We start from the raw sequence: 16,778 nt of genomic DNA, 5'->3' as shown, positions 1-16,778 counted from the left end.
GACTTTGCGCCGATGATAGTGCTGCAACCAGTGTGAAAGTAGGTCATCGTCAGGCTTTTATTAAAAAACCCTCTGCAGAAAACTGCAGAGGGTTTTTGCTTTGGGCTAACGATTTTACGACTGGCAGCCCATTATTCTTCGGCATGAGAATGCGGCCTCAGCGCGCCGGGAATTCCATGATTATCCAATCCTCCGGTGTCCAGCCAGCGACGAGTTTCCGCCGCAGCCCGGTCTATCAGCAAACCGCACTGGCTGTAATCGTACGGCGAGACATCCAGCGGACATAGCGGCGCCACCACGGCTATCTCGGCATGCGCCGCCCAACGCTCCAGATCCGAAACCAATTGACGCGCCACCAGCAGGTTGAGCGCACTCATTGCGTGCTCAAGCGCCCCCTTGGGCTGCCGCCGATCGGCACAGCTGAAGCCGGTGGCAAGCACGATCACACGTGTCGCGCCGAGCCTTATCGCCGTAGAGATCGGCGTATTGTTTGCAACGCCGCCATCAATCAGCAGGTTTCCCGCAAGGGAAACCGGTGGAAAAACACCGGGAATTGCCGTGCTGGCCAACACGGCCTCTACCGCCGACCCGGAAGAAATCACTATCTCGTTGCCGGTGCTCATCTCGGTGGCGACGACATGCACCGGAAGATCTGTATCCTCCAGCGGGCGATTCCCGAAATGTTCATAAAGAAGGCTTCGTAACCGCGCCGGATTTACCAGGTGCGTGCCGCGGGCGGCGCCAAGAAGGGCAAGAAACGACCAAGGCATGATCTGCTGGCGACGGATGCCGCGCCACAGGAATTCCAGGCGCATGGCGCCGGCTGCATGCGGCTGAAAGCCAAAGAATACGCAATTGATTGCGCCGGCAGAGGCGCCGACCAGGAAATCCGGGCGCAGGCCGGATGCAATCAGCTCTCGTAACATGCCGGCTTCAATGGCGCCAAGACTTCCGCCACCGGCGAAAACAAATGCAGTCTTTTCCATAACGGCAACCTGTGAATAGCCATAGGCGCTACATGGCAACCTGTATAGCCTAATCCACCTTGCGCCGCTGCGCCAGCGATGGGAATTAAAGGCCCGATTCACTGATTCAGATAAAATTGCCGGATCAAATGGAAACCAATTCTGAAAGTGAACATGCCGGCATCGAATACACCACCCGTCACCTTGGTCCAGGCAGCTGAAATAGACTTTGAGGAGCTGGTCGCATTGCGCATAGACGCCATGCGCGAAAGCCTGGAGCGTATCGGCCGTTTCGATCCGATTCGTGCGAGGGAACGATTCCGCGCCGGTTTTTCGGCATTGCATACACGGCACGTGGTGGCCGACGGCCGGCGATTGGGTTTTGTGGTTGTCAAGCCTGCCAACGGCCAGCTGTTGCTCGACCATCTCTATATCCGCCCCGGCAACCAGGGAAAAGGAATCGGGGCCGCCGTCCTCGCGCAAGTCTTTAAAGAGGCCGATGCGCTATCACTGCCGCTGCGCGTAGGCGCCCTGAGAGGAAGCGATGCCAACCGTTTCTATCAGCGCCATGGTTTTGAATTCCTCGCAGAAGAGGAGTGGGATATCTATTATCTGCGTCCATCGCGATAGCGTTGCCCTGGCGGCCGCGGCATCCAAGCCCCTGCGCGGCAACTAGGCAGGCAATACAACACTAAGCAGCCGATCCCGACAGACCTGCACATGGTCATCAGCGCGTAACAAAGCGCTGGCACGATGTAAACGTTTACATCGCGGATAAAATTGTGCGTCCATCCATCAAACAGGTAGCCCTGGAAGCCGGCGTATCGATCGCCACGGTATCGCGCCTGCTGAACAAGCCGGATTCGGTCAGCATCGATGCCGCCAGCAAGATTAACCAGGCAATCGAAGTCCTCGGCTTTCGCCCGAATTTTACCGGTCGCAATTTACGCGCCGGACGCTCGCGCACGGTCGGCGTGGTGGTGCCGACCTTGTCCAATACGGTATTTGCGCAATGCCTGCAGGGAGTAGAAACGGCGGCGCGCCAACGCGACTATTCGGTCATGTTCACTGCAACCGAATACCGCCAGGAAGATGAGTCCGCCGCCGTCGCGCTGTTGCTGGCGCACCGGGTCGACGGCATCATCCTCACCGTCACCAACGCCGACGCGAGCAGCACGCTGGATGTGCTGGAACGCGAACGCATCCCGTATGTATTGGTGTACAACCAGCCGCAACAGACGGCGCGGCCATCCGTGTCGGTCGATAACCGGGCAGCCGCCCATGACGCGGTAACGCACCTGATCCATCTCGGCCATACCCGGATCCAGATGCTGTCCGGGCAATTCCATGCGTCCGACCGGGCGCTGCAGCGTTATCACGGCTACCAGCAGGCGATGCGCGAGCATGGGCTGCAAGCGCCGACGCCGATTGAAATTCCACGCCATACCTATGCCGCGCTTTCCCTTGAGCACCTGCAAATCTTTCGAGATCCTTCGCAGCGGCCAAGCGCGCTGTTCTGTTCCAACGATTTGCTGGCGCTGAGCGTCATGCGCGATTTGCGCGCAATTGGCCTGCGCGTGCCCGACGATGTATCGGTAATGGGTTTCGACGGCATCCCGCTAGGCGAGCTGATGGATCCGATGCTGAGCAGCGTCGCCCAGCCATCCGAGCAAATCGGCGAGCTGGCGCTGCGTACCCTGGTGCACGCGATCGAGGAACCGCAAGACGGCCAAGCGCCGGCATCCACGCAATTATTGCCTCACACCGTCCGCCTGGGCGGCTCGGTCAGAACCTTTGATTTTCACAGTTAAATTCAAGAAAGGAACAAGCATGCGCTTAGCACGTGTTTTCCATACGATGGTTGCCGCCGTCGCCCTGGCCGCATCGGCCCATGCCCTCGCGCAAAACGCGATCTGCTACAACTGTCCGCCGGAATGGGCCGACTGGGCAACGCAGATCAAGGCCATCAAGGACAAGACCGGCGTCACGGTGCCGCCGGATAACAAGAACAGCGGCCAGTCGCTATCGCAGATCATCGCTGAAAAAGCCAGTCCGGTAGCCGACTTTACCTATGTCGGCGTGACCTTCGGCATCGAAGCCAAAAAAAATGAGGTCGTGACGCCTTACAAGCCGGCCGGCTGGAATGATATTCCAGGCGACCTGAAAGATCCTGACGGCTACTGGTTCACGATTCACTCCGGCACCATGGGCTTGATGGTGAATGTCGATGCGCTCAAGGGAAAGCCGGTGCCTCGTTCCTGGCAGGACTTGCTGAAGCCGGAATACAAGGGACTGATCGGCTACCTCGATCCGGCCAGTGCCTTTGTCGGCTATGTCGGCGCGGTGGCGGTCAACCAGGCGCTGGGCGGCACCCTGGATAATTTCACGCCGGGCATCAGCTATTTCAAGGCGCTGCAAAAAAACCAGCCTATCGTGCCCAAGCAGACTTCCTATGCGCGCCTGCTGTCTGGCGAGATCCCGATTTTGTTCGGTTATGACTTCGACGCCTATCGCGCTAAATACAAAGACAAAGCCAACGTCGCGTTTGTAATCCCTAGCGAAGGAACCGTGACGGTGCCGTATGTGGTCAGCCTGGTAAAGAACGGCCCGAATCCTGCCAACGCCAAGAAAGTACTCGATTTCCTGCTGTCCAACGAAGGACAGGCAATCTGGGCTAATGCCTATCTGCGGCCGGTGCGTGCTTCGGCCATTTCCAAGGAAGCCCAGTCACGCTTCCTGCCGGCTGCGGAGTACGCCCGCGCCAAGCCGGTCGACTACGGCAAGATGGCCGAGGTCCAGCGCAAATTCAGCGAACGTTATCAGGCTGAACTGCGGTGAACAGGCATGGCCAGAAGCGGCGCACGCCAGCCGGGCGCCACGTTTACCTGCTGTTTGCAGCGCCAGGCATGACGCTGTTCCTGGCCTTCTGGCTGCTGCCGATGCTGCGCCTGGTAGAAGTCGGCGCCAGCGGACCGAGCGGCGCCGCAGCGTATCTTGCCGTGCTGACCAATCGCCACTATTTCACCAGCCTGATGTCGACCCTGCTGCTGTCGGCCGCAGTCACATTGGCGACATTGATGATTTCCTCCCTGGTCGGGCTGTTTTTGCAGCGTAACCGTTTTACCGGTAAAGCGCTGCTGCTGTCCATGCTGACCTTCCCGCTGGCGTTTCCCGGCGTGGTGGTCGGTTTCATGGTGATCATGCTGGCCGGCCGCCAAGGCTTGATCGGCGTCGTGACCAACTGGCTGTTCGGCGACGCCTGGGTATTCGCTTATTCGCTGGGCGGCCTGTTCCTCGGCTATCTCTATTTTTCGATTCCACGCGTGATCCTGACCGTAATGGCGGCAGCGGAAAAGCTTGATCCGGCGCTGGAAGAAGCGGCGCGCTCGCTAGGCGCGGACTCGCTGCGGGTATTCGTCGATATCGTGCTGCCGGCTCTGGCGCCGGCGCTGGTGTCTTCCGGAGCGATCTGTTTTGCCACCAGCGTCGGCGCTTTTGGCACGGCCTTCACGCTGGCGACCAATATCGACGTATTGCCGATGGCGATCTATAACGAATTCACCAGCTACGCCAATTTTTCGATGGCCGCTGCATTGTCGATCGTATTAGGCGCGATCACCTGGCTGGTGCTGGCGCTGGCGCGTTCATGGTCAGGCAACGCAGCGGGAGCCGCTGCATGAAACATTCTTTCCGTTTTTATCTGCAGCTGGCGTTCACCTTGCTGGTGTGCGCGTTCCTGATCGTGCCCATCGTATTGTCGATGCTGGCCGGCATCACCGATAATTTTTTCGTCGGCTGGTCCAGCGGTTTCACTTTGCGTTGGGTAGAGCAGGTCTGGACCACCTATCAGCAGACGATCTGGCGTTCGATCGCCATCGCATTGGCTTGCCTGGTTGTCACCACTGCCGCCGGCGTGCCGCTGGCTTACATGCTGGCGCGTCACCGGGGCGGCAACAGCCGGCTGGCGCGCGCGTTCGAGGAGCTGCTGATGATGCCGGTAGCCGTGCCGGGCCTGGCGACGGCGTTGGCCCTGATCATGGCATACGGCCAGTACCGGGAATTCCGCGGCAGCCTGCTGTTTATCCTGGTCGGCCATGTGCTGTTTACGCTGCCATTCATGGTGCGTCCGGTGCTGGCGGTGATGCAGTCGTCGCAATTGCCGGTGCTGGAGGAAGCCGCCGCCAGCCTGGGTGCGGGACTGTGGCAGCGATTTTTCGGGATCGTGGTTCCCAACGTATTTTCAGGTATCCTTGCCGGCGCCCTGATGGTGGTGACCTTGTCGATAGGCGAATTCAACATTACCTGGATGCTGCATACCCCCCTGACCATGACGCTGCCGGTCGGGCTGGCCGACAGCTATGCCTCGATGCGGCTTGAAGTCGGCTCCGCCTATACGCTGATCTTCTTCCTGATGATCATTCCGTTGCTGATCGCCATGCAATGGGTAACGCACACTACACGCTCAAGAGTCCGTTTATGAAGAATGCTGTTTCCATCCAGTTAATCCAGTGCGGAAAAACCTTCGCCAACGGCGCGCAAGCGCTGCAGCCGATAGAACTGGAAATCAGGCCCGGAGAAACCGTCGTCCTGCTGGGGCCGTCCGGCTGCGGCAAGACCACCACCTTGCGCCTGATTGCCGGTCTGGAATTTCCGGATGCCGGCGGCCAGGTCCTGTTTGGCGGCGAAGACGTCACTGCCTTGCCGATAGAAAAACGCGGTGTCGGCATGGTGTTCCAGAATTACGCCTTGTTTCCGAACATGACCGTTGGCGAAAACATTGCCTATGGCTTGAAGATCCGCAAAATGCCGGCGGCCCGGCGGCTCGCAAAAATCGACACGCTGCTGGAGATGGTGCACCTGCAAGGATTGGGACAGCGGCGCATCGACCAGCTCTCGGGAGGCCAAAAACAGCGGGTCGCATTGGCGCGCGCATTGGCGGTCGAACCCAAGGTGCTGCTGCTGGATGAACCCTTGACCGCGCTGGACGCGAAACTGCGCGAGACCCTGCGCGCCGATCTTAACCAGCTGCTGCGCAAGCTCGGCATCACGGCGATCTATGTGACGCATGACCAGAGCGAGGCCATGGCGCTGGGCGACCGGGTGGTGGTGATGGAACGCGGCAGGATTGCGCAGGTCGGCAGTCCGCAGGATATCTATTATCGTCCCGCCAGCCATTTTGTCGCCGATTTCATCGGCACCATGAACCGGGTCACGGGCAGGGTGCACGACGGTTACCTGCGCTTTGCCGGCGGCATGCTGCCATTCACCGCATCGTCGCCGGCGCCGGCGGTAACGCTCATGTTCCGGCCGGAAGATGTGGAGGTCGTCACCGACGGCGCGGCCGGTGCGAACATGCAGGGCGCCGTGTTGTCCACCTTCTTCCTGGGAGACCGGACGCGCCTGGTGATCGATATCGGCGCCGAACAGCCGGTCATCGTGGAAACCGGCAGGCGTGCTTCCTGGCGGGCAGGCGAACCTATCGCATTGCGCGTAGCGGAACATGGTCTGCTGCATTTTAGCGATGGAGCAACAGCATGATCCTGTGCCAGATTTCCGATTTGCATATCAAGGCCGACGGCAAGAAGTCGTACCGGATCGTCGATACCGCTGAAAGCCTGCGGCGTTGCGTGGCGCAGGTCAACCAGCTCAGGCAGCGGCCCGATGCCGTGGTGCTGACCGGCGACCTGGTCGATTTCGGGAAGCCGGAAGAATATGCATTCCTGCGCCAGCTGCTGCAGCCCCTGGCGATGCCTTGCTACCTGCTGCCGGGGAACCACGATGAGCGCAGCGCGCTGCGCGCAGCATTTCCCGATCACGCTTACCTGCGGCAAAACGAAAACAGGATCGAATATGTGATCGATGATTATCCTTTGCGCATTGTCGCGCTGGACACCGTCATTCCGGGCGCCAGCAGCGGTGCGCTGGCGCCGGCCAGCCTGGCCTGGCTGGACCGGGTATTACAGACGCAACCGGACAAGCCGACGGTGATCGTGATGCACCACCCGCCGTTCAAGACCGGCATCGGCCATATGGACCAGATTGCGTTGGCGCAGCCGCAGGCATTGGCCGACGTGGTGTGCCGCCATCCTCAGGTCGAGCGCATTCTTTGCGGTCATTTGCACCGAGCGATCCAGGTGCGCTTCGGCGGTACGATCGCCTCTACCTGTCCCGGCGTCGCGCACCAGGTGGCGCTGGACCTGAGCCCGCAGGCGGCATCGCAATTCGTCATGGAACCGCCGGCATTCCAGCTGCACCTGTGGGATGCGGAGGCCGGCCTGATCAGCCATACCGCCTATGTCGGCGAGTTTGACGGGCCGTATCCGTTCTACGATGGCGACAATCTGATTGATTAGGCCAGGCCCTAGCGGAGCGTCAGTTTCAGCGCCGGCTTTTCGCCGTAGTCGTCGTAGCGTTCGTTGATGGCGGCGATGCAGAACTCAAGTTCCTCGATGATCTCGGGCGCCTGCCGGCGCAGTGTTTCGCTGTGCAGTATCTCGATATTCAACACTTCGTTTTCCTGCAGCCGGAACTTGCTCATGCCATCTTCGTCGCGCAGATAGCTGAGGCAATCGATCCAGGCATTCATGTTGCGGCCATAGAATTCGGGAAAGCCGAATGCCTGCGCGGATTCGGTGTGGAAACTATCCCAGTCGGTGATGATTTCGCCGTTCAGGCGGGCGCTTGGCATGATGTTTCTCCTGCTTGAATTCCAGATCGTTTGCCGAACTTATCACATTTGCCGCGACAAGTTGCGTCCATCGTTTCACAGTATCCATATTTTCAGGATCAGGCCGCAGATCGCACATGCCGCAATGACATGGATCACGTTGCGTTTGAAACGGAGCAGGGCGACGGCTGCGGCCAGCGCAATCAGTGCCGATATCCAGTCAAAGGCGCCGTTAAAACCCTGCGGCCAGAGTACGTGATACCCGAAGAATACCGCCAGGTTCAGGATCACGCCAACCACGGCGGCGGTGATGGCCGTGAGGGGAGCGGTAAATTTGAGGTCGTGGTGAGTGGCTTCGATCAGTGGTCCGCCCGCGAGGATGAACAGGAACGATGGCAGGAAAGTGAACCAAGTTACCAATGCGGCAGCGGCTGCACCGGCAAGAAACAGACTGTCCGGTCCGAACAGGGCTTTCACATAGCCGCCCACGAAACCGACAAAAGCCACCACCATGATCAGCGGCCCGGGCGTGGTTTCGCCCAGCGCCAGGCCGTCGATCATTTGTGCCGGCGTCAGCCAGTTGTAGTGTTCTATCGCGCCTTGATACACATACGGCAATACGGCATAAGCACCGCCGAAAGTCAGCATGGCCGCCTTGGTGAAGAACCAGCCCATTTGCGTCAAGGTGTCATGCCAGCCGTAGGCCGCGGTCAGCAATCCCATCGGAACCGCCCATAGCAATGCGCCGACGATGGCCACGCGCAGCAGGCTGCGCCAGCGAAAGCGAGCATGGTCCGGCGTCGGCGTATCGTCATCGATCAACGCCGGCCCAAACGACTGGTCTGCCTTGCCGTGCGCGCCGCCGGTCTTGAAGCGCTCCGGCGCGATGCGGCCGCCGATGTAGCCGATCAGGGCGGCAGTTGCGACGATCAGTGGAAAAGGCAGGCTCAAGGCGAAGATGGCGACGAACGACGCTGCCGCGATCGCCCAGAGCACGTTGTTCTTGAGCGCCCGCGAGCCGATGCGGTGAGCGGCCTGCAGCACGATGGCAGTCACTGCCGGCTTGACGCCATAGAACAGGCCGGCGATCAGCGGCAGGTTGCCAAAGGCAATATATAGCCACGATAGGCCGATCAGGATCAGCAGCGAGGGGAATACGAACAAGACCCCGGCCACAATGCCGCCCCATGAACGGTGCATCAGCCAGCCGATATAGGTGGCAAGCTGTTGCGCCTCCGGTCCGGGCAAGAGCATGCAGTAATTCAGCGCGTGCAGGAAACGCCGTTCGGAAAGCCAGCGCCGGTTCTCGACCAGCTCCTGGTGCATGATGGAGATTTGTCCGGCAGGTCCGCCGAAACTGATGAAGCCCAGCTTGAGCCAGAACATGAACGCTTGGCGAAAGCTGACCGGGGACGGCGGCAATCCGATGTCTGCTGCCGCTGGAATCTGAGGTTGGCTCATCGTCTGGTTTCACAAGTGTCGGTTCAGGCCGCGGCAGTCGTTGCGACGCCAGCTTTGCACAGCTTACCTTACAACGAAAAAAGGGATCCCGGTTGCGGGATCCCTTTTTCAGTCCGGTGCCGAGCGGCTCGGCAACCTTACTCGATACCGCTCTGCAGCACGCTGTCAGGCAGTGGCGCCTTGAACCAGCGCTGGGCATTGACGTTCAGCATGCCGTTTTGCTTGATGCGGCTCAGCATCGCATTCACCTTGCCGAGCAAGGCGGTTTCGTTCTTGTTGACGCCGATAAAGCAGGGCGAGTCCTTCAGCACGATTTTCAGCCGGGTTGCTTCCGCCTGTTCTTTGGTAAAGGCGGAAATCAGCACGTTACCCGCGGCCAGCAACTGGGACTCGCCTTGCACGTACGATTTGACCGCTTCCGGTTCGGTGGCGAAACGCTTGATATTGGCCGATGCCGGCGCAACCTTGCTCAACTCGCCATCTTCGATCGAACCTTTGAGCACAGCGATGGACTTGCCTGCCAGGCCAGCCGCGTTCTTGACCTCGACACTCTGCGCGCCGAAGATGCCGAGATAAAACGGTGCGTAAGCTTGCGAAAAGTCGATCTGTTTTTGGCGCTCCGGATTTTTGCCAAGGCTGGAGATCACCAGGTCCACATGCCGATTCAATAGCGAAGGAATGCGCTCGGCGCTATCCATAGGCACCATGTCCAGCTTGACGCCCAGTTCCAGTGAAATCATCCTGGCGATCGAGACATCGAATCCTTCCAGCGACTTGTATTGATTGGGCGAGCCGAAAGGCGGCGTATCCTTGGGCACGGCGATGCGGATCGCACGGCGGTTCTGCACGTCTTCCAGTGCATCGGCGCGGCTCTCATGGGCCGGCAACAGGGTGGTCGCCAAGGCAACGGAATAGACAAGAATGCATGCAAATACACCGGCGTAACGCTTCACAAGAAGACTCCCAGAATCAATTGAACGAACCCATGTCCATTTTTCAATGGCTCACAATACTGCCGCAACGATTGTTACGCACAGGATTCTATGTCTGGGCAGAAAGTTTGTATACGGAATAATCGGGAATTGTGTCGCGCTGTTTCTTTCCTGCGAATTTACAAAAAAACTGTTGGCAGAGTGCATGAAATGGCTTGGAAAAACGCGTCGAATCGGAGACGTTTTGTTGTTTCCTTGTCTCATCGGACGGGATCTGGGTTCCCGGTTTTGAAGCGCAAAACAAAACGGCCCCCATTTCTGGAGGCCGCATATGCCGGGGTCATTGTTTCCAATGAAATAATGGTGGAGGCGACGGGAATCGAACCCGCCCTAAACCTGGAGTTTATGCGGCTTTTGGCCTGATGGTTGGCATAATGCTGTCATTTCTGCGTATGCCGGCAAAGTTGACCGCCAAAGTCGGCGACCGTTGATCGGCTAGCCTACAAAAGATTTTTATGGCGATACTGCCGCAGCCTCTAATTTTATTGAAGAAAAAGACCAAAAAGAATTTTTCAATTTGCATGGGTATGAATGATACTCAACCATAACTAATTCTGAAGAAAAATCTCCGATCAATAGTAATTCCCATCAAACACATGAAATACCTTTTTGTTCTTGCACTGTTTGCCTCTGGCGCACTTCGTGCAGCCGAATTTCCCGCAAACATCGTTAGGCTCATTCCAAAAGGATATGAGGTATTAAGCTACGCGGTGGGTCAGCTTAATGACGATAATCTTCAGGATTATCTGGTGGTCGTTCATCATCCTGTCGATACGAGGCTGCAACCTTCACTGCGCCCCCTGCTTATCTTCACCCAGAATCCCGACGGAACGTTCAGGCTTGCGACAAGGAATGACACGCTTGTAATGCGCGCCGACGAAGGAGGGCAGTGCGACCCGTTCACAGATAGCGAAGACAATGGACTGGCAATCAAGGATCGTTATTTCACTGTTCAGCATAGCGTTGCCTGCGGTCAGCACTGGACTGATTACATTACGTTCCATTACGACGAGAAGCGGCACGACTGGCTGTTCCACAAGGAAATCGTGCAAAGCTGGCATTTGAACTCTGATCCTGGAGGGGATGCCTTGGAGCTAGATCCCGTTCATGTCACGAAGGCCAACAGCAAGCATCCGATTACATTTGAGGCATGGCGTCGTGATCAGTGATACCGCGCCAGGAAAGAAACCGCATCTAAGTGAATTTTCAGATGCGATGAATTGGCATTCCGATGATTTCAAGTGTAGTAGTCGCGACCTGATCTGACATTCCCCGGTTTGACGTGTGCCGTTGTCAGGTCAAATTCAGTTGTTCAGTGTCGTGATTTTATCTTGCCAATCGGATCTGTATCTAGCGTTTAGGAGGCACTCGTTCTATCCATTGAACTAGGAGATGCATTGTCATCACACCTGGCGTTCCTTAGGTGAACGGATTAAATTGATAAATGCTGTGCCCCATTAGGTTGCCACTAAAACCGAAAGCAGTGGGCTTGTTGGCTTTCCCCTCTCCCAAAGGGCGTTGTCAGTGTGCCTGACGTTTCCTTTTGGCAATCAATAAGCGCCTTTGTCGATGCTTCGATACCAAGTTCAATAAAACTCTTTGTCGCAGAGCGTGCTATTGCGCGTGCGAAGGGAGATTCAGGCGTTTGGTGACCGTCCATCGAACGCAGCATATGTTCAGACGTATCTCGTTTAGTGGTCGGCCAGGGTTGTGGATATTCCGCTGTGACGAGCAAAGATTGAGCATGAACGTATTGACACATCGTCAGAAGAACTACGCATAGGATAGTTTTCTCCAGCATGCCTCGGGGATTTTTTAAAATAAAAAACTCAGTGCTCATCTTATGCCCTTGGTGATGTATCGCCAAAAACAACTGTTACAAATTTGCTACAGCAGAGCAGGATAAACATAGCTGGTGCGGGCCTACAGTCTCATTCCACGCCGTGAACTAACCTTTTCATCTGCGTACCATTAACGTGTATGGGATAGCTATTCTACGTTTCAGAACTGACCTCGTTTATATCGGGATCCAAAAATTCCTAATTCATGGGGAGGGCGCGACGGCGCTTCGTTTTTACACAGCTTGAGTCGATAGCGGAAACGTAAAAAATGGTGAAAGTGAATGTATCACCCTCACCATCAAGTATCCTCGTTGCGGCACATTAAACTACCTGAGAATCATCCGTTCCGCAATTGCATGAAGACACGCCAGGCATTGTCGCCATGCTTACCAGCTCCATCGCATGCCGGCATCCACCATCGCCGTGCGCTGTTGCGCTCCGCCGAGATTGGTCGTGTAAGTTCCGGTCACAAACGCACTGGTCGACTTGTTGATCGTGGCAACCAGACCCGCGTTCAGCTGGCCTGCTGTCTGATTCGTACCGCTGGAAATCACGGTAGTACCGTCAAAAGTGGTGGTGTCATGGGAGCCGGAACTGCGCAGCAGGTTCAGCCGCAGATATGGCTGCCAGATCGCGGCAGCTGCGTCAAAACGGCTTTGCAAGCGCACTCCGAGGCGAGCGAGGAAGGTATTGCCGTTGTTGAAGCTCACAGTCGAGACACCATCATTCAAGTTATTGAAGGATTGATTTTGCCAGATCACTTGCGCCTGAGGCTCGATGATCACATCCGCGCCGAGTGGAATGGGAAGGCCGCCCTCAATCGATCCGATAAGCGCGCTGCCGTGGGTGTGCGCGCCCACGCCATCGTGCGAGCGCGGATCCGCCGATAGTGAACTTCCCATCAGGACTGCATCCGTGTACCAGCCGCTCGGGCCGACGTGGGTCCAATAGCCGCCAAGACTGTATGCGTCGACAGCAAGATTGCCGACATCAAGATTCTGCACAGCCATCGCAAAACCGTTGACCTTGCCGGTGGCATGCGCGAAGCCGACAAACAGACCGTAATGGTTGCGTTGGCCACTGGCGCTGGTGTCTGCGTAGATGTCGTGACCGACCTGCATTCCCGTCATTGAGCCATCGAACTGGGGCGTGACAGTGCCATCCTGACGTTGCTTGGTATGGCTGCCCCAGACACGCCCCCAGGCCGCCGGCAGTTCGCCGTTCTCGATCAGCAGCGACTGCTCGCCCTGCCTGTCATGAAAATTATCGAGTTGCTGAATATTGACTTGCCGGGCGACGCTGGCAACTGCCGCATAGACAGGGACCTCGGGGCGATACAGTGGGATTGCTCCAGAGCCGGCCGACGGCGTTGGGTCTGCAGGAGTAACCGACGGGGTGGTCGGCGCCCCGGCCGGGGGCGTACCTGTGGGCGTGCTTGGAGGCACAACGACGGGCGGTGTTGGAGTTTGCGCCACGGTATTACGCAGATACCAGTTTTCCGAGGTGCCGCCGCTCACGCCGCCTTTGGCGAGATAGTAGGAATAGGCGCCAGCCTTGACCGGTCCCGCCAGCACAAAAGCGCTTGCGGCGGTCGTCGCGCCGTTCACGGCCTGCACCACTTCAATACCGTCGGCGACTATGGCCGCGCCGGGCCCACCGACATTCGTGATACGTAAGCTGGACGATCCGCTGGCGGCACCACCGTTGATCACCAAGCGATCCGACGCTGCGCCATCGCCTGCGAGGTAGGTGTTCAGGGCGATGCTGCCATTCTGGCCGACATAGTTGCCGACAACAGTGAGCCGGTTGCCAACTCCTTGGCCGCCGATTTGCAGCAGGCCGGCGTTGGTCAATGGTCCGTTGATCGTAAAGCTGCCGTTGCCCGAGCCGGCAAACTGAGGCAAGGCATTGGCCACCGCAATCGTGCCGTTGTTGGTCACCGTTCCTGTGACGCTGCCGTAGCCGCCGAGCGTGGCGCCTGAGGCGACGGTTGTATTACCGCCGCCGGACAATGCCGCCGCAGTGTGCGAGGCGTCGCCCACTGCCAGTGTTCCGGCTGCGACGATCGTTCCTCCGGTATAGGGATTGTCGGTGTTCAGCACGGTCATGCCGGCGCCGGCCTGCGTAACCGAGCCGGTGCCGGAAATCGTGCCAGGGAAAATGACGTCGTCGGAACGGTTGAAGACCAGCGCACCATTGTTTGTAACATCGCCCACGATGCTACCTGTTGTACCACCGCCGCCAAGTTGCAGCGTACCGGCCGAGATACTGGTTCCTCCGCTATAGGTGCTGTTCCCGGTTAACACCGTGGTGCCGCTGCCAGCCTGGCTAACCGCGCCTGTGCCTGAAATCGTTCCAGAAAACGGCTGTGTGTCGGAGCGGTTAAAGACAAGAGAACCGTTATTGACAACATCGCCTACGATGCTGCCGGTGGTGCCGCCGTTACCCAGCTGTAGCGTACCGGCCGAAATTGTCGTGCCGCCGGCATAGGTATTGTCTCCTGCAAGCGTCAGGCTGCCAGATCCTGCCTTGTTGAAGCTGCCGGAACCGGTCATGCCTTGCGACAGCGTGGATGCAAATCCTTGTGTGTCGATGGTGCCGCCCGGCGCATTGATGGTTACCGCACGTGTGCTGGCGAGATCAAAACTCTGCTGAAGCTGAAGTGTGCCGCCGTTGAATGTCAGTCCACCGGTGTTTGCACCCAGTGCGTTGTCGGCGCCGACGGCAACGGTGCCGGCGGTGAGCGTGGTGCCGCCGGAATAGGTATTGCCGCCGGCAGCTGTCGGCGCCAGCACCAAGGTGCCGCCCTGGGTCTTTTCGACCGCACCGGTGCCTGAAATGAGACCGGCATAAGTGCCACTGTCAGGCTGTACAAAGCGCACCAGGCCATTGTCGATGACGCTAGACGGCAAACTCTGCGCCCGCGCCTCAAGCGTGCCTGCCGCATCGACGGTTATCTTGCCGGTATACGCGCTGTTGTTGCCGGTGAGCGCCAGTGTGCCTTGCTGAACCTCGGCGACAGTGGCCCCCGTGATGGTGCCGGTTAGCGTCCAGGTTCCCGTATCGTTTTTGATAAGCGATGAGAAGTTAACCATATTGCCAGACAGAGACGAACTTCCGGTGCCGCTCAAGAAAATGGTGTTATTGCCGCCGCCGCCATTGAAATTGCCCGTAATGACCGACCCCGTATAGAGCCGCAACGTATCATTGCCACCGGCAAAAACGAGATTGCCGATGACTTGTCCTCTATTGGTAAAGTCGACCGCACCGTTTCCTGACGCGCCGATCACATTGCCTGGCGCCTGGATGATTCCCGTTGCATTATTGACGATCGTGTTCAGGCCACTTGTATTCTGAAACCAGATGGCGGCGGCATGATCTGCCTTGATCGTGCCATTGTTGGTGATGACGTTGCCTGCGCCTTGCAGATTGATGGCTTCCGCACTGCCTTGCGTGCCGGTTGCGAGAACTTGGCCTCCTTGATCGATCGTCAATGTGCCGTTGTTGCGGAATTCGACTGTATTGGCGCCGGTGCTGTACAGCCCATTGTTGTTGACCCCCTTGGCGCTCACCGTACCGCCGTTCTGGACCGTTACGTTCGCATTGTCACGCAGGCTGATGGCGTTTGCATCGCCGACTGCGAGCTGGCTGCCTGTCCCGACGGTGACGGTTCGACCATCCTCGGCGGGCAGATTGCCGGTCCCCACTGTCGTAATCCAGGGATTGGTCGCGGTGGCATCGCAGGTTGTGAGTTGACCAGAAGTGTTGCACGCTGCGTAGGCTGTTCCCGGTACCACACTCAGCGCAGGTATTAGCACAAGGGAAGAGGCGGCAGAAAGAACTAGACGATAGTGAATAGGTTGGGGCATTTTTTTTGTTGGCGCTTATAGATTTAACATTTCGTGTTTGTGGCTCACATTGAAAAATTAACAATGCAAGATGATATTTAACGTTTTGAATTCTAAAAATCCTCGGATATGCTGTTAAATCTGAATTTGATTTAACAATTAATTTTCTCAGGATTACATTGCCACATGACAATATGTGACAATATTTGACATTCAAATATTGTAAATAAACAACACATGCCGATATTGTCAAAAAAAATGCCGGCCCAAAATGACGATCGGCGTCAGTATTGACTGACGCCGATTCATGAGTGCGATTATTGGTGTGTGCGAGATGGGTAACAGCGTTGTCGCTAAGTCGCAAACGTGGGCGAAATTTGGGCGGAAATGGAGACTATTTGAGCCATCGCCAGACCTCGCAGTCATTGTAACCCCCAGTATTTACGAGGTTTGCGGTGGCCTGGCGTGGTTTGTAATAGGGGAGGTGGCGGAAATCGAATCCGCCTCGTTAGATGAAAAAAGAAATGCTGTCATTATGTTGTCATTCTGGAGCCAAAACAGCTCCAAAACACCACACACATGACAGCATTATATTTTTAAGTCTTTGATTTGAAACGATATATTGGTGGAGGCGGCGGGAATCGAACCCGCGTCCGCAAGTCCTCTACAGACAGTTCTACATACTTAGTGCTGTCATTTGATTTAACCCAGCCGACGCGGACGCACACGCTTCGTTCAGGCGAGTCACCTAAATTTAACTTTCAGCCAAGTAACCCGACTAAAAGCGATTCCCTGTAAATGACTCTACTGCTGTTTTACCAGCCCACCCCAGGGACGAGATGGTGTAGAGCTAACCGGTTATTAAGCGGCTAGTGCGTACGAGTTATCGTTTGCAGTTAGATCTATTCCGATTGTATTTACGAGGTAGTCGGTCCTCGGTATGCCCTGCGCTGCTTTGTAACCCACGTCGAAACCAGGTCGCCCCCGACGGTAAAGCAGCTGTC

General features: G+C 57.1%; 14 protein-coding genes and 1 other RNA gene. 9 read left to right on the top strand and 6 right to left on the bottom strand.

The annotated features are described in order from the left end of the window. Window positions 1-131 precede the first annotated feature (131 nt). A complete protein-coding gene (locus tag V8G57_RS24255; protein ID WP_092400355.1) occupies window positions 132-986 on the bottom strand; it encodes a patatin-like phospholipase family protein in 855 nt (284 codons plus the stop codon). Between the two features lie 153 nt (window positions 987-1,139). On the opposite strand from V8G57_RS24255, the gene V8G57_RS24250 reads away from it, so the two are divergent. The 7 genes from V8G57_RS24250 to V8G57_RS24220 all read left to right on the top strand — a co-directional run bounded on the left by V8G57_RS24250 (window position 1,140) and on the right by V8G57_RS24220 (window position 7,318). Next, the gene (locus V8G57_RS24250; RefSeq protein WP_092400357.1) at window positions 1,140-1,595 is read left to right on the top strand and encodes a GNAT family N-acetyltransferase; all 456 of its coding nucleotides are present in this window, start codon (window positions 1,140-1,142) and stop codon (window positions 1,593-1,595) included. A gap of 152 nt (window positions 1,596-1,747) precedes the next feature. After that, on the top strand, window positions 1,748-2,776 hold the full coding sequence (locus tag V8G57_RS24245; protein ID WP_342831547.1) for a LacI family DNA-binding transcriptional regulator: 1,029 nt from the start codon (window positions 1,748-1,750) through the stop codon (window positions 2,774-2,776). A gap of 19 nt (window positions 2,777-2,795) precedes the next feature. Next, window positions 2,796-3,803, top strand: a complete 1,008-nt coding sequence (locus tag V8G57_RS24240) for an ABC transporter substrate-binding protein (protein ID WP_425458326.1) — start codon at window positions 2,796-2,798, stop codon at window positions 3,801-3,803. Between the two features lie 68 nt (window positions 3,804-3,871). After that, on the top strand, window positions 3,872-4,645 hold the full coding sequence (locus V8G57_RS24235; RefSeq protein ID WP_342831549.1) for an ABC transporter permease: 774 nt from the start codon (window positions 3,872-3,874) through the stop codon (window positions 4,643-4,645). Next, window positions 4,642-5,445: an ABC transporter permease gene (locus tag V8G57_RS24230; RefSeq protein ID WP_092400365.1), complete on the top strand. Its 804-nt coding sequence runs from the start codon at window positions 4,642-4,644 to the stop codon at window positions 5,443-5,445. Before V8G57_RS24235 ends, V8G57_RS24230 begins: the two co-directional genes overlap by 4 nt. Next, window positions 5,442-6,503 carry an ABC transporter ATP-binding protein gene (locus tag V8G57_RS24225; RefSeq protein WP_342831546.1) on the top strand — a complete coding sequence of 354 codons (1,062 nt, stop codon included), beginning with the start codon at window positions 5,442-5,444 and terminating at the stop codon, window positions 6,501-6,503. Before V8G57_RS24230 ends, V8G57_RS24225 begins: the two co-directional genes overlap by 4 nt. Next, complete coding sequence (locus V8G57_RS24220) at window positions 6,500-7,318, top strand: phosphodiesterase (protein ID WP_092400369.1); 819 nt, start codon at window positions 6,500-6,502, stop codon at window positions 7,316-7,318. Before V8G57_RS24225 ends, V8G57_RS24220 begins: the two co-directional genes overlap by 4 nt. A gap of 8 nt (window positions 7,319-7,326) precedes the next feature. Here the strand turns inward: V8G57_RS24220 and V8G57_RS24215 are convergent, their stop codons facing one another. The 3 genes from V8G57_RS24215 to V8G57_RS24205 form a co-directional block, all read right to left on the bottom strand. Continuing rightward, window positions 7,327-7,653 carry a barstar family protein gene (locus V8G57_RS24215; RefSeq protein WP_342831545.1) on the bottom strand — a complete coding sequence of 109 codons (327 nt, stop codon included), beginning with the start codon at window positions 7,651-7,653 and terminating at the stop codon, window positions 7,327-7,329. A 75-nt stretch (window positions 7,654-7,728) separates the two neighbouring features. After that, the gene (chrA, locus tag V8G57_RS24210) at window positions 7,729-9,093 is read right to left on the bottom strand and encodes a chromate efflux transporter (protein WP_342831544.1); all 1,365 of its coding nucleotides are present in this window, start codon (window positions 9,091-9,093) and stop codon (window positions 7,729-7,731) included. A gap of 137 nt (window positions 9,094-9,230) precedes the next feature. Beyond that, window positions 9,231-10,046 (bottom strand): transporter substrate-binding domain-containing protein, encoded by an 816-nt coding sequence (locus tag V8G57_RS24205; protein WP_092400374.1) that lies wholly within the window; start codon window positions 10,044-10,046, stop codon window positions 9,231-9,233. 635 nt (window positions 10,047-10,681) lie between these two features. Here V8G57_RS24205 and V8G57_RS24200 point away from each other — a divergent pair. Both V8G57_RS24200 and V8G57_RS26320 read left to right on the top strand, forming a co-directional pair. Continuing rightward, window positions 10,682-11,254 (top strand): hypothetical protein, encoded by a 573-nt coding sequence (locus V8G57_RS24200; protein ID WP_092400378.1) that lies wholly within the window; start codon window positions 10,682-10,684, stop codon window positions 11,252-11,254. Between the two features lie 957 nt (window positions 11,255-12,211). After that, window positions 12,212-12,286, top strand: coding sequence for a Com family DNA-binding transcriptional regulator (locus V8G57_RS26320; RefSeq protein ID WP_139220147.1), 75 nt, complete (start codon window positions 12,212-12,214; stop codon window positions 12,284-12,286). 26 nt (window positions 12,287-12,312) lie between these two features. Here V8G57_RS26320 and V8G57_RS24195 read toward each other — a convergent pair whose 3' ends face one another. Beyond that, entirely contained in the window at window positions 12,313-15,633 is a 3,321-nt protein-coding gene (locus V8G57_RS24195; RefSeq protein WP_342831543.1) for an autotransporter family protein, read from the bottom strand. Window positions 15,634-16,397: 764 nt separating this feature from the next. Further along, window positions 16,398-16,760: a transfer-messenger RNA gene (gene ssrA / locus V8G57_RS24190) on the bottom strand. Window positions 16,761-16,778 lie beyond the last annotated feature (18 nt).

Origin of the sequence: Collimonas rhizosphaerae, from assembly GCF_038896935.1 — a bacterium.
Lineage (GTDB): Bacteria > Pseudomonadota > Gammaproteobacteria > Burkholderiales > Burkholderiaceae_D > Collimonas > Collimonas rhizosphaerae.
The sequence above is the reverse complement of the archived record's forward strand: the minus strand, read 5'-3'. Positions and strand labels throughout refer to the sequence as shown.

Bases quoted from the DNA above. Each gene is read 5' to 3' on its own strand.
- V8G57_RS24230 (WP_092400365.1), top strand. From the start codon at position 4,642: ATGAAACATTCTTTCCGTTTTTATCTGCAGCTGGCGTTCACCTTGCTG.
- V8G57_RS24250 (WP_092400357.1), top strand. From the start codon at position 1,140: ATGCCGGCATCGAATACACCACCCGTCACCTTGGTCCAGGCAGCTGAA.
- chrA (WP_342831544.1), bottom strand. From the start codon at position 9,093: ATGAGCCAACCTCAGATTCCAGCGGCAGCAGACATCGGATTGCCGCCG.
- V8G57_RS24225 (WP_342831546.1), top strand. From the start codon at position 5,442: ATGAAGAATGCTGTTTCCATCCAGTTAATCCAGTGCGGAAAAACCTTC.
- V8G57_RS24215 (WP_342831545.1), bottom strand. From the start codon at position 7,653: ATGCCAAGCGCCCGCCTGAACGGCGAAATCATCACCGACTGGGATAGT.
- V8G57_RS24255 (WP_092400355.1), bottom strand. From the start codon at position 986: ATGGAAAAGACTGCATTTGTTTTCGCCGGTGGCGGAAGTCTTGGCGCC.
- V8G57_RS24240 (WP_425458326.1), top strand. From the start codon at position 2,796: ATGCGCTTAGCACGTGTTTTCCATACGATGGTTGCCGCCGTCGCCCTG.
- V8G57_RS24235 (WP_342831549.1), top strand. From the start codon at position 3,872: ATGACGCTGTTCCTGGCCTTCTGGCTGCTGCCGATGCTGCGCCTGGTA.
- V8G57_RS24220 (WP_092400369.1), top strand. From the start codon at position 6,500: ATGATCCTGTGCCAGATTTCCGATTTGCATATCAAGGCCGACGGCAAG.
- V8G57_RS24200 (WP_092400378.1), top strand. From the start codon at position 10,682: ATGAAATACCTTTTTGTTCTTGCACTGTTTGCCTCTGGCGCACTTCGT.